11 protein-coding genes and 2 pseudogenes are annotated in these 13,975 nt (G+C 37.3%); all 13 read left to right on the forward strand.

Features of this window, described 5'->3' with window-relative positions; all coding sequences use genetic code 11:
- Positions 1-80: 80 nt before the first annotated feature.
- A pseudogene (locus tag BM114_RS14645) lies at positions 81-713 on the forward strand (UDP-galactopyranose mutase); the annotation flags it as partial.
- A 219-nt stretch (positions 714-932) separates the two neighbouring features.
- Positions 933-1,733: pseudogene (locus BM114_RS14750) on the forward strand (UDP-galactopyranose mutase); the annotation flags it as partial.
- Positions 1,734-1,777: 44 nt separating this feature from the next.
- The gene (locus BM114_RS10880) at positions 1,778-2,158 is read left to right on the forward strand and encodes an L-rhamnose mutarotase (RefSeq protein ID WP_092113365.1); all 381 of its coding nucleotides are present in this window, start codon (positions 1,778-1,780) and stop codon (positions 2,156-2,158) included.
- 683 nt (positions 2,159-2,841) lie between these two features.
- On the forward strand, positions 2,842-4,383 hold the full coding sequence (locus BM114_RS10885) for an oligosaccharide flippase family protein (protein ID WP_092113367.1): 1,542 nt from the start codon (positions 2,842-2,844) through the stop codon (positions 4,381-4,383).
- On the forward strand, positions 4,343-5,554 hold the full coding sequence (locus BM114_RS10890) for a Coenzyme F420 hydrogenase/dehydrogenase, beta subunit C-terminal domain (RefSeq protein ID WP_092113369.1): 1,212 nt from the start codon (positions 4,343-4,345) through the stop codon (positions 5,552-5,554). The genes BM114_RS10885 and BM114_RS10890 overlap by 41 nt, the downstream gene beginning before the upstream one ends.
- Entirely contained in the window at positions 5,533-6,639 is a 1,107-nt protein-coding gene (locus BM114_RS10895) for a polysaccharide pyruvyl transferase family protein (protein WP_092113371.1), read from the forward strand. The genes BM114_RS10890 and BM114_RS10895 overlap by 22 nt, the downstream gene beginning before the upstream one ends.
- A gap of 104 nt (positions 6,640-6,743) precedes the next feature.
- Complete coding sequence (locus BM114_RS10900; protein WP_092113373.1) at positions 6,744-7,709, forward strand: glycosyltransferase; 966 nt, start codon at positions 6,744-6,746, stop codon at positions 7,707-7,709.
- Between the two features lie 23 nt (positions 7,710-7,732).
- The gene (locus BM114_RS10905) at positions 7,733-8,854 is read left to right on the forward strand and encodes a glycosyltransferase (RefSeq protein WP_092113375.1); all 1,122 of its coding nucleotides are present in this window, start codon (positions 7,733-7,735) and stop codon (positions 8,852-8,854) included.
- Between the two features lie 2 nt (positions 8,855-8,856).
- A complete protein-coding gene (locus tag BM114_RS10910) occupies positions 8,857-9,885 on the forward strand; it encodes an acyltransferase (protein ID WP_143089315.1) in 1,029 nt (342 codons plus the stop codon).
- 151 nt (positions 9,886-10,036) lie between these two features.
- Positions 10,037-10,453, forward strand: coding sequence for a serine O-acetyltransferase (locus BM114_RS10915; protein WP_255406494.1), 417 nt, complete (start codon positions 10,037-10,039; stop codon positions 10,451-10,453).
- A 92-nt stretch (positions 10,454-10,545) separates the two neighbouring features.
- Entirely contained in the window at positions 10,546-11,520 is a 975-nt protein-coding gene (locus tag BM114_RS10920; RefSeq protein ID WP_092113379.1) for a glycosyltransferase family 2 protein, read from the forward strand.
- A 20-nt stretch (positions 11,521-11,540) separates the two neighbouring features.
- The gene (locus BM114_RS10925) at positions 11,541-12,779 is read left to right on the forward strand and encodes a glycosyltransferase (RefSeq protein WP_092113380.1); all 1,239 of its coding nucleotides are present in this window, start codon (positions 11,541-11,543) and stop codon (positions 12,777-12,779) included.
- Positions 12,780-12,782: 3 nt separating this feature from the next.
- A complete protein-coding gene (locus tag BM114_RS10930) occupies positions 12,783-13,943 on the forward strand; it encodes an EpsG family protein (RefSeq protein ID WP_092113382.1) in 1,161 nt (386 codons plus the stop codon).
- Positions 13,944-13,975 lie beyond the last annotated feature (32 nt).

A 13,975-nucleotide genomic window follows, 5' to 3' on the forward strand; every position in this document is an offset into this window, starting at 1 on the left:
ACTTTTATTGCTTTTCTTTGCAAGTTCGGTTTATTTTACTATCTTTGCCATATATACATCTGGATAAAGGAACGAAAATAATGGAACATTACGATTATCTGATAGTAGGTTCCGGCCTCTTCGGCGCGACCTTTGCTCATCTGGCGTGCAAAGACGGCAAGAGGTGCCTCGTCATAGACAAGCGTCCGCACATGGGCGGCAATGTCTACTGCGAGCAGGTGGAAGGCATCAACATGCATAAGTATGGTGCCCATATCTTCCATACGAGCAATAAGAAAACCTGGGATTTCGTGAATTCCATCGTAGAGTTCAACCGCTATACCAATTCTCCCGTGGCCAATTACAAGGGCAAGCTCTATAACCTGCCTTTCAATATGAACACTTTCTATCAGATGTGGGGTGTAACCACGCCTGAGGAGGCACATGCCAAAATAGAAGAGCAAAAATCGGAGGCCATTGCCAAGATGAAAGCCGACGGCATCTCTGAGCCCCGCAACCTCGAAGAACAGGCACAAGTGCTTATCGGCAAGGATATTTACGAACGCCTTATCAAGGGCTATACTGAGAAGCAGTGGGGGCGGAAGTGCACCGAACTCCCGCCGTTCATCATCAAGCGGCTTCCCGTTCGCCTGGTCTTCGACAACAATTATTTCAACGACACCTATCAGGGCATCCCGATAGGAGGGTATAATAAGTTAATAGAGGGGTTGTTAAGAGCCCCCTCTAACTCCCCCCGTAGGGGAGAAACTGAAGCAGTCCCACATTGCAATACCGTCTCTCGGGATATTCCTTCTGAGTTCAATTCTGGTTGCATAGATGTTCTTACAGGAATTGATGTGCCAATAAATCCGCCAAAACATGAATATAGTTTAGACAATGGCGGGTATCGGGAACTGTCAGATCCTATAGCTTATGAGATGCTTGAGGCAAGGGCAAAAGAAATGCGCAAGAATCCAACTGAAGCAGAATCCGCGTTCTGGGAACTGGTTAGTGGAAAGGAGTTGGGTGTCAAGTTTCGCCGGCAGCATGTCATAGGAAATTATATCGTTGATTTTGCATGTCTGGAGAAAAAACTTATTGTAGAAATCGATGGTGGATATCATAGTGAAGACGAGCAAGAAAAGAATGATTATCTGCGTTCTGTAGAGTTGAAGTCATATGGATTCACTATTTTCAGAATTAAGAACGAGGAGGTTATATCATCTCCCGAAGCGGTCGTTCGAAAACTGCAATTAGCACTTTGGCTGGCAGAGAAAGTCCCTCTACGGGAGGGATTTAGGGAGGCTTCCGACACATTAGTCTATACCGGTCCCATTGATGAGTTCTTCGATTTCAAGTTTGGGCGATTGAACTACCGCACCGTACGCTTTGAAAACGAGGTGCTCTACATGCCCAACTATCAGGGGAATGCGGTTGTCAACTATACGGAGGCAGAAGTGCCTTACACCCGTGTCATCGAACACAAGCATTTTGAAATGTTCGGACAGACGGTCTACGATGTTCCCAAGACCATCATCAGCAGGGAGTATAGCACGGAGTGGCAGCCGGGCATGGAGCCGTATTATCCCGTGAACGACACCCGCAATAATGAACTTGCTGCGAAATATCGTGCCGAGGCAGCAGCGGAACCGAATGTTATCTTTGGTGGCCGCCTGGCCGAATACAGGTATTACGATATGGCACCCGTTATAGAAAGTGCCGTCAGGGCTTATGGGAATAGGAGTAGGGAGTAAGTGCTTCTTCAGCATTTTTATACAATATATAATATAGGAAAATCATGCAAGGATACAAGGTTAAGGAATTCGGACGGCCCGTCAAGCGCTATGTCCAGATATTGACTCTGAAGAATGAGCCGGAGTTGATTCGCCAGTATCGCTACGCCCATTCCAAGGAAGGTTTCTGGCCGGAGATTAAGGCAGGCATCAAGGCCGTCGGCATTCTCGAGATGGAACTGTATATCTATGGCAATACAGAAGTGATGATAGTGGAGACTCCTCTTGATTTCGACTGGAATACCGCCATGACCAAGCTGGCCGGTCTTCCCCGCCAGCAGGAGTGGGAAGACTTCGTAGGCCGCTTTCAGGTTTGTCCTGAAGGCAGCACCTCTGATGAGAAGTGGCATAAAATGGATAGGATGTTCTATCTCTACGAGGATTAAGTCTTAGCAAGAATCCCTTTGTTTCTGCTTGTGATAAGTGCCCGAATAAGGGGAGAGGCACAAGGAGCGGCTTTGTGTTTCCGAGCTTCTTGGTCATTATTTGTTCTTTTCGTGTTTGCACAGAATCCTTTGCGGTATGGTAAGCAATGTTAAGTGTTGCCAAAAAACTTTAGCTTTTTCTTCTGTATGTAGTTTTTTTTCTCTATCTTTGCATCGTTTATAAATAAACAGAGTGAAAGGCGAGCTTGCTCAATTACAGGAAAAAAGACATTTTTTGTGATTTCTGAGAGGGGGGAGTCGCTGTAACTCACAATTTTGTAAAAATAAAATGGATAATTAGATAAGCTCTGCGAGCAAGGTTAGGGAAAAACAACGGGCCTTTGATAAAGAAAAAAACTTGGTTTCATAGCTGTTAGCCTTTCCCTATGATTGTAGTGGACTTGCTCAAAAGTGGAGGCGTTAATTACTCTCCAGCCTCTTTGCTACTTGCTAAGGGGAGGGTGAGTTGTGCATATTCGGTCTGCTTTTAATTTGTGGAGAGCTGAAATTAACCGTCTCACAATGAGCGTATCAGAGAATCAGAAATGATAGTAAGATAAGGTTTTTCCATTTCCTTAGTATTTTTAATAAAACCTGTTTCAAAAGGTTTATAAGTCATGTCAAATGTTTCGTAGTTAAAAATTATGCCAGATATAGCTGCAAATAACAAGCGAATAGCAAAGAATACGATACTGCTCTATGTTAGGATGATTCTCGTGACATTGGTGACTTTGTACACGACGAGAATCATCTTGAAGGCTCTCGGCGTAGTGGACTACGGCATATACAATGTTATTGGTGGCGTTATCGCTTTTTTGGGTATTTTCAATAGTTCTGTATCTGCTGCTACACAACGTTATCTTTCATTTGATATCGGGAATGGAGATGGAAATTCTTTAAATAAGGACTTTTCGGCATGTTTAAATATTTACATAGCTTTATCAGTTATCGTTATTATAATAGCAGAAACAATCGGTTTATGGTTTGTAAATACTCAACTCAATATTCCTGCAGATCGTCTTTTAGCTGCGAATTATGTATATCAGTTTACGATATTCTCAAGCATTTGTTCTTTGCTTTGGGCACCTTTTACCGCGAGTATTATATCACATGAGCGAATGGATGCCTTTGCATGGATTAGCATAATAGAAGTTTCGATTAGGTTAATACTTGCTTATGCAGTTTTATATATAGGATACGATCATTTGATAGTATATAGTTTCTTTCTTTTTCTTTCTTTTGTTATTGTTGCGTTATGCTATATAAGTTTTTGCTATAAGCATTTCAATGAATGTAGGATAAGATTGTTTTATGAGAAGGAGAGATACAACAAGCTTATCTCTTATTCTGGGTGGAATATTTTTGGGTCGGCTGCCGGTCTAATTGCAAATCAAGGAGTTAATATTTTACTCAATATTTTCTATGGGCCAGCAGTCAATGCCGCAAGAGGGATTGCTTTTCAGGTGTCGGGAGCAATTACTCAGTTTTTTGCAAATTTTTACACGGCTGTCAAACCTCAAGTCGTAAAGTATTATGCAACAAAGGATTTTAGTGAAATGTATAATCTCGTTTGTTATAGTGCACGATTTTCTTATTATTTGGCATTGTTAATTGCAGCTCCTGTCTTTTTCGAACTCTCATATATTGTTCAATTATGGCTAGGAGAAACTCCCAATTTTCTGATAGTATTTGGGCGTTTAGCAATTATATATTGCGTGCTTGAAAGTTTTTCCAATCCATTGATGACAACAGTACTGGCAGCTGAAAATATAAAAGGTTATCAAATAGCAATATCATTTATCAATTTAATGACATTTCCTATAGCGTATATTTGCTTGAAAATATTCCAAACGCCGACTATTGTGTTTGTGGTAAGTATCTTTATATCAATAGTGGCAAATATAGGTAGAGCATATTATGCACAGAAGCTTGTAGGACTGAAGATGACTAAGTTCCTCAAGGAGGTGGTATTTAAAATTTCTATCCCAACCGTCTTAGTTCCTATAGTTCCTCAATTGATTCTAATTTCTATGAATGAGGGACTTTCTAGATTATGCATGTCAGTTATTATTACATTGATAAGTAGTTCTATTATTATTTATTTTGTCGGCATGAATCATAAAGAAAGAGATATAGTTATAGCTTATGTCAAAAAAGCAAAATCCCAAATTACCAGGAAGTTATAGTTGTGCTGGGTGTATGGCATGCGGAGATGCCTGTCCCAAGCAATGTATCTCTTTCCCATTGGGGGCAGATGGGCATTGGCAACCCAAGATAGACATGAATCGGTGTATTCAATGTCATAGTTGTGAGAGGGCCTGTCCTGTATTACATCGTAAAAAAGAATTGTCTGTTCAATCTGTGCCATATGCAACATGGACAAATAATGACGGCATTCGTAGACTCTCTAGCTCTGGAGGCACATTCGCTCAAATTGCCACTTCATTTCTTCTAGAGGGCGGAGTTGTCATTGGAGCTAGAATAGAAGGATTAGATGTTCGTCACATCTTAATCCAAGAAATAGAGGATTTACCAGTCCTTCAAAGTTCTAAATATATTCAAAGTGATACTCAAAGCATATACAACCAAGCAAAAGAATGTCTAAAGGTTGGAAAGAAAGTTCTCTTTAGTGGTACGGGATGCCAAGTTGCAGCAATATACAACTTTATTCCAGAGAAATATTGGAATAATTTATTCACAATAGACCTGATTTGCCATGGCGTTCCTTCAAGATACGATTTGTGGCGTTATTTAGGGATGCATGATAAGAGAATCGTTGGTATTAAGAGTTTTCGTGATAAATCATGGAAGATAGGCTATGCTATGACTTGTATTGCAGAAGATGGAAGTATGATAAGAGATGATAATAATTATTTCTATAATGCATTCAACAATAATAAGTCATTACGATGGTCATGTTATAATTGTAAATTCAAAACAGGTCTTCAGCGTTGTTCCGATATAACAATTGGTGATTTTTGGGGTGGAGAAAAGTTCCAGGAAGAAAGAAAGAAGGGCTTGTCTTTATGTGTAATTCACACAAACAAAGGAAGAGCTCTTTTAAGCAAGACAAATATCGTTGTCCGTGAGACTTCTTGGGAAGAGTGTTTGCCCAAAAACAAAGATTATTTCTATCCAAATAATATTTTTAGATATAATCCCTTTCGTTGGTTCTATCCTTACCTTGTGCGTCACCTAAGTGACCAGGTTCTTAACCATGTTATTGGTTCCAATGGAAATACCGAAAGTAAGAAATATATACCATTAGTACTGATTGATGTAATATTTCAGCATTTCAATTATTTTTTAGCTAAGAAAGCTATAAACAAAATCTTATGGAAGGTCCCACAAAAATAGGTATTCTTACCTTACAGAAGCAGATAGTTTCATATGGAGCAGCTTTGCAAAGTTATGCCACTTGGAAATTTTTGAAGTCAAGGGGCTATGATGTCGAAATTATCGATTTGAGCATGATAACTCGGTTTCGCTTCAGATTGAGTGAAAGATACAAAGCTCCTCAGCAAAGTCTACGTAAAAACATAGTCCATGGATTGATATGCGATTATTTTCGTCATCCGTTGAGAGTATATCGTTTTGGTATGTTTAATCGACTTGTTAAATACTCCAAGTTATATCGACAAGTTGATGAGATTTATGCTAATCCACCACAATATGATGTGTATATTACAGGAAGTGATCAAAGTTGGAATCCTATCCTTGTTCATAATATAGAACCTTATTTGCTATCTTTTGTCGGGAAAGATAAGAAGAAGATATCTTATGCAGCAAGTATTGGATTAAATGATATACCTTCCGAGTTCAAGCATTTATATGTCGAGACATTGCCAGAATATAAGCATATATCTGTTCGGGAGACACGCGCTAAAGAAATTGTGGAGGGTATAATTGGAAGTGAGAATGTAAGCGTTGTTCTTGATCCTACAATGTTATTATCAAAAGAGCAATATCTTGAAATCGCTAAGCCATACCATAAGAAAAATTATCTTTTAGTATATTTGTTAGGGAATGATATCGGAAGTTTAAGATTTGCTTCTGGTATAGCAAAAAAGAATAATTTGGATTTAGTTGTCATTGGCAGTAAGATTAATGGAATTGAGGCAGTATTCGAGCCAAATGCTGGACCAAGAGAATGGCTTGGATTAATTGAAAATGCAAGCTATGTTTTAACGAATTCATTTCATGGGACTGTTTTCTCTTTACTATTTGGAAAGAGTTTTAATACTTTAATTTCTGACGAAAGCAAAGTTTCACGCATATATACTTTGTTGAATGATTTCGGTTTGATGAAAAACATTATTCGTGATTTGAATGTCGTATATGATATATCAGAATATCAATATAATATAGAGGAGTTTAACAATAAATTGGAGACTTTTAGAAATAAAAGTCAGTCATGGCTGATAGATTCAATTGAAAATTAATCCATGAAAGCAAATATGAATTATATGATAGTGCCCGACCTTGCTAAGACTTGTCTTAGGAGCTGATATGTTTAAGAAAAATTCTTAAAACTATACAGGGAGTTATGCCGAGACTTAGTTATATTATACCGATTTATAATACAGAACAATACCTGTCACGGTGCGTTGGTTCAATCTACGAACAGGGAATACCAGAATGTGATTTTGAGGTTATTCTCGTGAATGATGGTTCAACAGATAATAGCTATGTCGTGGCTCAGAAAATTGCATCTGTGCATGGTAACATTAAGCTATATACTCAGGAAAATCAAGGTCAGTCTGTAGCACGGAACTTAGGCATGAAACATGCGAAAGGCGATTATTTGGCTTTTATAGATAGTGATGACTGGTTGATACCGCATACTATAAGGCCCATATTAGAGCAGATGGAAAATAAAGATTTGGATATAATTTCATTTCGGTTGATATATCAAACATTGAAACAAAGCAATATCGGGAGCACTCAACCCCTACCGAAGATGAAGGTAATGAGTGGAGAAGAGGCTTTACTGGCAGGGTTGCAACTTTGGTCGGTTTGTACATCTCTTTATTCGACACAGATGATAAAAGAACATAACCTAAAGTTTGTTCCTAAAATATTAAGCGAGGATGTGGAGTTTAACGCCAGGGCATATAGCTATGCAAAAAGGGTGATGTTTACCGACTATATTGCTTATTATTATTTTATGAATTCCGAATCATCAACCGCCGACAATGATAAAAAAAAGCGGATTAGGAAATATAGTAGTGTCATCTATTCAACTAAGAGTATCCGAAACATTGCTACAGAAATACAATCGTCTAAATTAAAGGAAAACTTTATCCGGCGAGCCAATTCTTCAATTGTAGGATTTTTAATATCTCTTATGAGAAATAGTTTTAATCTGGATGTTGATACTCGGCTGGGGATGTTTGATAACTTGAAGCAACAAGGGCTTTATCCCATCAAGGGTGATACTTTGTCATGGAAAACAAGCCTATTAGTGCGATTGCTAAATTGTAATAGTTTAGTAAAAGCTTTTATAAGGTAGGATGTTTACATTCTTTAACTGTAATGACCAAAATTTTAATTGATGGCAGTATCATTCATATGGAAGACTTATATAAGAGTCTTTCGATATGGATATTTCGTTATTTGGATTCTATTGATGAAAAAGAACGGATTAGATATAAAATTCTTGTATTAGAGGAGACTGCGGCTTATATGAAAAAGCGGTATCCACAATTTGAGTTCATCGTCTATAATCCATATTCACTGAACTTGTCTTCTAATAGAATCAAGAAGTTCTTTCAACGCAACAAATTATATAAGAAGGTCGTTGAAAATAGTAATTGTGACATTCTGTTTGTCCCCAACGATTTAGTAACTTTCAGTTCCGTCAAAGTTAAACTTAGGAAGGTTACTGTAGTTCACGACATGAAGTCCATCAACAATGCACCAAAGTTATCTATCCAATATCTTTCCAATTTATATTATTATAATAGGTTGTTGGCACATTCTGACAAGGTGGTTGCTATATCAAAATATACTAAAGAAGATATACTTCGTTTTTTCCCCCGTAAGTATGAAAAGAAAATAGAAGTGATATACAATAGTGTGGAGATATCCGAACAAGGAATTGAAGATGTTAGGTATAACTATACAAATTATATTCTTTTTGTCAACACTTTAATGCCCTATAAAAATGTTATGACATTCTTAAAGGGCTTTGCTTTATTGAAAGAGAAAATCAAGCAAAAGGTGATAATAGTGGGCAGAACAACAGACTACTGGTCGAGCAATGTTATGGGATATATCAAAGCGGCAGGCATAGACGAAAGGATAATTCATTTGGAAAATTTATCTGAAGCTGAATTGATATGGCTATATAAGCATGCCGACCTTTTTGTTACTACATCTTTAAAGGAAGGATTTGGTTATACGCCTATTGAGGCTGCGATGTGTTGTTGTCCTGTGGTGAGTTCTACCTGTGAGGCTTTGGCCGATACCTCTAAGGGGTTGCTTCATTATTATGGGCCTCCCATGGATGCAGAAGCATTGAGTAAGGTGATGGAAGAAACACTTTCCATGCCACAGAGTAAGGAAGAACTTCTTTTAATTGCAAATAATTATAATGAAGCCTATTCTCGAGAGAAGCAAATTAAATTGTATACTGAAATTTTTAATAGATTATAAAAGTGAGAAAAAATCAAACTGCCCGCCAGTCTAATATTGAATTGCTGAGAATTATTTCAATGTTACTGGTAATGTTGTTTCATGTCACCCATTCAATCTCAATCAATAACCATGTAACGACGAATGGTATTGATGGAATTTTACTAAACTTGATTTCCAGCATCTCTATAGTTTGTGTGAATATCTTTGTTTTAATATCAGGCTATTGGGGAATTAAATTTAAGGGTAAAAGTTTATTAAAGCTCTTGTTTCAGGTCATCTTCCTTTCTTTATTTGTCTATGGTGTGCTTTGTGCTACAGGCTATGCTACGGTTTGTTTAGAACGATTATATCATTGCACATTTGGAATATTTAGTATGTATTGGTTTGTGTGGGCTTACCTCCTTCTTTTTGTCTTAGCCCCTGTTCTCAATGCTTTTATAGAAAACAAGACACAAAAAGAAGTTGAGCTTTTTCTATTTGCATATTATGCATTTGCTACATTTATATATTTCACCACTCAAATTGATTTTATCTTTTATAAAGGATTTCATACTATTGCTTTTATTGGACTTTATCTTCTTGGCCGATATATTCATGTTTATAACCCCAAATGGACACAATTATCAATAAAAAATGATTTCATGATATTTCTTATTGGCGTTGTTTTAGCTTTCGCGATATTACTTATAATGGGTAATTTAGGTGCGGGGCGAGATATTGTGGCCCAGAAATGTGGTAATTATATCTCCCCAACGACGATGGTGTCTTCTGTTTTTTTATTTTTAGCATTTACTAAATTTAAATTTTATAGTCGCATTATTAATTGGTTCGCATCATCTGCTTTTGCAGTATATATTTTGCATCAGCAGTTTGATGCTAAAGCTTTATATTTCGATTTTGTTTCATCAATATACAATATGATGCCCCCTACAATATTCTGGCCACTGATAATTGTTGTTTTAATTATTTTGTTTGTTGTTTTCGCAATGATTGACAAAATAAGAGCCTATGTTTATAATCGTCTTTTGATTTTAATTTATGCAAAATAAGTTCGTTTGGAAATATATTGAAAGTGATTACTACCGGCTAAAAGGTAATGCGAAAACTCAATGCGATAGAGAAGTTTTTCGTCGTGCTCATATTGTCCTTTTTGCGTTATTTGGTCGTGTTCCTGGCTTTACCTATTCTTTTTAGTTTCGATTGGCTAAGGCTAAAGGTGTATTGGGGCTAATTGGGCGTTGGAGACATTATAATAATCGAAGGAGGTATGGTGTGTATATTAACTGGCCACAAAATATTGGGTATGGCTTGTATCTTCCCCACCCTCAAGGAATTGTCTTAAATGTAACGGCTAAAATTGGTAATAATGTTACGATACATAGGGGTGTGAATATAGGTTCAGAACATTATAACGCAGCTACTATTGGTAATAATGTTTACATTGGCCCCAATGTCTGCATTGTTGAGCATGTAAGGATTGGCAATAATGTCACAATAGGTGCTGGCGCTGTTGTGGTGAAGGATGTACCAGATGGGGCCGTCGTGGCAGGTAATCCTGCAAGAATAATATCTTGGAAAGACCATTCCGATTTGCATCGTAATCCCTGGAAATGGTAATAGCATAAAGATGGTGATCTCTTTGTGATATTGAAAATATTGCTAATGTTATACCAAAGAATGCGTTGAAAGGGTGATAAATAAAATACCAAATGGAACAACATACAGATATAAATAGGAGTGATTCTGTAATATCGGTTGTCGTGCCGGTATATAATGGAGAAAAATATTTGAACGAATGTATTGATAGCATTCTTGCCCAGTCATTTAAAGATATAGAATTGCTACTTATTGATGATGGTAGCAAAGATTCTTCAGGGAAAATTTGTGATGATTATACCATCCAAGACCAGCGTGTGAGGGTTATTCACAAGAATAATGAAGGAATAAATGCAACGAGGAGGCGAGGTGTCTTTGAGGCAAAAGGCGAATGGATTGCTTTTGTTGACAATGATGATTCCTTGCCAGAGTATGCTCTGGAAAGATTATATGCTCTCCACGAAAATACAGATATTGTTATTGGTTTTCCTGATGTTCCTAATTACAATAAGAATCTAAGCCTGGAGGAATGTAGACGCAACATGATAACTGCGAAACTATTGCCTCCGAGCCCGTGGGGAAAGCTATATAAAAGGAAGATTCTGACAGATGACATTTTCGATTTTCCCAGGGAAATTGATGGCGAGGAAGACATGATTATGAACATACGATTATTGTTCAAAATTAATCGTGCCCCTCGAATCTGTTTTCATAAAGTTTATAACTTCAGAAGAAATTCAGCAAGCGTGTCACATACCAAAAAGGCTTCTTTAAAGCATGAACAGGCTTTTGATATGGCTCGAAGTATGTCTATACCCTTAGAGAAAAGAGCATCTTACATGAAAGAAATTATATGGAGTCGAATCAATGGCCTAACATCTATAGCTTATCGGACTCCCAATGAAATTACTTCGTGGAAGCATCCTTATCTACAACAATTGAAAAGTGATATAAAGAAATATAACTATCATCCAAACTTTCAAGAGTGGTGTATTCTCCATATTCGTTTCTCTTATGCTCTAAAAGTATGTGCCTTTGGTATTATTCTAAAGAATTTTATTCGCTATAGATTGGGGCTAAACAATTAACATATACACTCCTTTGATGTATGAAAATTAGTTTAATAACGCTTTCTACTCCTACATATAATAATGTACGGGCGGCTTCGGCGTTGCCTTATCATTTGATTAAAGGATGCAGAGAATGTGAAGAATCGTGGTTGAAGCAGTTGGAGTTCGAGGTTTACTCTTATAATATTAATGAAATAGATGCAGAGGGAATCGAGAAGACAGAATCGGCACTTGGGATAAAAATACATTTGCTTCAAAGGCCGACATGGCAAAAGTGGGTGATGAGGTTTCATTTGTTGTTCCTGCGTATTTTTTTTAAATATCCTTTATGTGCCTATTATAGGTTGAACAGGGAGACCATTGATAAAATCAAAAGTATAAATCCTGATGGAATCTGGATATATGGGGAGGAAATAGCGGGTCTTGCTAAGAACTTTGAAGGAATTCAGACAGTTGTTACAATGCCAGACTGTGAGTCGATGTATTACTATCGACTTCTTTCCAAGCGGTTTGCAACCGAAAGTCTTTTTCAAATATGGAAGTATTCTTTTGCCTATAACCAATATCTCCGGATGGAGCAGGACTCATTTGTACAAGGAGTAAAATATCATTTTGTAGGTAATGCAGATGCAGAGTTTTATCGAGATACAAATCCCAGGGCCGATGCTTTTTTCATTAGACATCCTTTATATGAATATAAGACAAAGGAAATAAAATTCCGTTCTCCAATGATCAAAATACTTATTGCGGGAAGAAATGATATTTACATGAAAGAGGCAACGGATGATCTTGTTCAGGCACTATGCCATACACATTCTTTTAACAGCCTTGTCTCTCATTACGAAATTACCTTCTTGGGTAAAGGCTGGGAAGATGATGTGGAGCAATTGAAGAATACGGGGTATAAGGTCAATTACATAAGATTCGCGCTGAATTACATAGAAGAACTGCAACAGCATGATATACAAATAACGCCTATAAGTGTGGGAACAGGAACTAAAGGTAAAGTTCTCGATGCCATTGCCAATGGTCTATTAGAGATTGGTACGCCTGGTGCTTTAGAAAACATTGCAGTTGAAAGCAATAAATCGTGCATAGAATATAAGAACGCAGAAGAGGCTGTTGATATTCTAAAAGCGGTTGCTTCGAATATACAACGGTTTGAACAAATTGCAGTAGAAGGGACCTCTGTTGTCTTGAAGAAGCATTCGAGGAGATTGATAGCTAAGCAACTCTTCTCGTTGTTCCAATATACAGGTATTGCAAAAAATAATTAATATATGTGGCTCTATCTCATTATCTTTCTGATCCCACTGGTATTATTAGTTAGTGGAAAGCAGAAAACTAACAAAAATGCGCAACAGTTGGCGGTCTATCTGACTTTCCTCGCATTATTAGTCGGTATCTCTGATATGTTGGGGGGATACGACCGATATATTTATGGAGAAGTCTTTGATAGTATCGCAGATGTAACTACTGTGCATGGGAATTATTTAGATAATTATGCCTTTAATTTTTATGGTACAGAGGTAGGATACAGTCTATTGAATGTGCTGATATCATATATTACGGCCAACCGTTATATATTCATCTTGATTATTACGGTAATAGTCTATACGCTATTGTTTTTCTCTATAAGGAAGTATACGGCAAATTATCCATTTGCTCTAATTCTCTTTCTGGGGCTATGGTTCTTCTTTAGTTTTACATATTTAAGACAGGTACTTGGAGCCACCATTGCGTGGCTGGGAATCCAGTATATTACAGACCGGAAGTTATGGAGATTCCTGCTAGTGTGGATAATTGCATTCTTGATGCACAATTCTGCTATAGTTTTCTTGCCGATGTATTTTGTACCAATCCGCAAATTCAATAAAACTACCGTTTTGTGGGTGATGGCAGGCTTACTTGTCTTAGGAATATCTCCTCTCCCCAATATGCTGTTTGAAGCTTATGGTGAATCCGCTATTGCAGAAAGAGCCAATGAGTATGATTCGGCTGGAGCTTTTAGAATAGAGTATTTTCTTGAGGCAGCATTTTTCTTGTACTTTATATTCATAAAATATAATGACATCCCTAATGAAAAGAAACATATCGTGTTACTTAATATGGCCTTGGTCTTCTGTGCCATCTTGCTCTTCTTTATTCGCTCTGAGAATGGCGGTCGTTTGAGCTGGTATTATATGATGGGAATTATTTCGACACTCACATATTTAGCAACTGATAAAAAACGGATTTCTGGGTATGCATTGCTTTTGATTGGAGTTTCTTTCTTGTTATACATGAGAATAGTTTTATTGTGGGGAGTCCTCCTGACACCTTATAAAACATTTCTGACAGATGGAACAAGAAAAGGGGATTTCATATACCAAAAATATGAATATGATTTTGATTATGCTAATGATAAGATGTATAGAAGCCCTATCAGATTGTGGGAATAAATGAAAGAGTAAGGTGTGTAAGGAATAAAAGA

Source organism: Prevotella sp. KH2C16 (genome assembly GCF_900113305.1).
GTDB lineage: Bacteria > Bacteroidota > Bacteroidia > Bacteroidales > Bacteroidaceae > Prevotella.

Bases quoted from the DNA above. Each gene is read 5' to 3' on its own strand.
- BM114_RS10930 (WP_092113382.1), top strand. From the start codon at position 12,783: ATGTGGCTCTATCTCATTATCTTTCTGATCCCACTGGTATTATTAGTT.
- BM114_RS10925 (WP_092113380.1), top strand. From the start codon at position 11,541: ATGAAAATTAGTTTAATAACGCTTTCTACTCCTACATATAATAATGTA.
- BM114_RS10905 (WP_092113375.1), top strand. From the start codon at position 7,733: ATGACCAAAATTTTAATTGATGGCAGTATCATTCATATGGAAGACTTA.
- BM114_RS10880 (WP_092113365.1), top strand. From the start codon at position 1,778: ATGCAAGGATACAAGGTTAAGGAATTCGGACGGCCCGTCAAGCGCTAT.
- BM114_RS10885 (WP_092113367.1), top strand. From the start codon at position 2,842: ATGCCAGATATAGCTGCAAATAACAAGCGAATAGCAAAGAATACGATA.
- BM114_RS10890 (WP_092113369.1), top strand. From the start codon at position 4,343: ATGTCAAAAAAGCAAAATCCCAAATTACCAGGAAGTTATAGTTGTGCT.
- BM114_RS10920 (WP_092113379.1), top strand. From the start codon at position 10,546: ATGGAACAACATACAGATATAAATAGGAGTGATTCTGTAATATCGGTT.
- BM114_RS10900 (WP_092113373.1), top strand. From the start codon at position 6,744: ATGCCGAGACTTAGTTATATTATACCGATTTATAATACAGAACAATAC.
- BM114_RS10895 (WP_092113371.1), top strand. From the start codon at position 5,533: ATGGAAGGTCCCACAAAAATAGGTATTCTTACCTTACAGAAGCAGATA.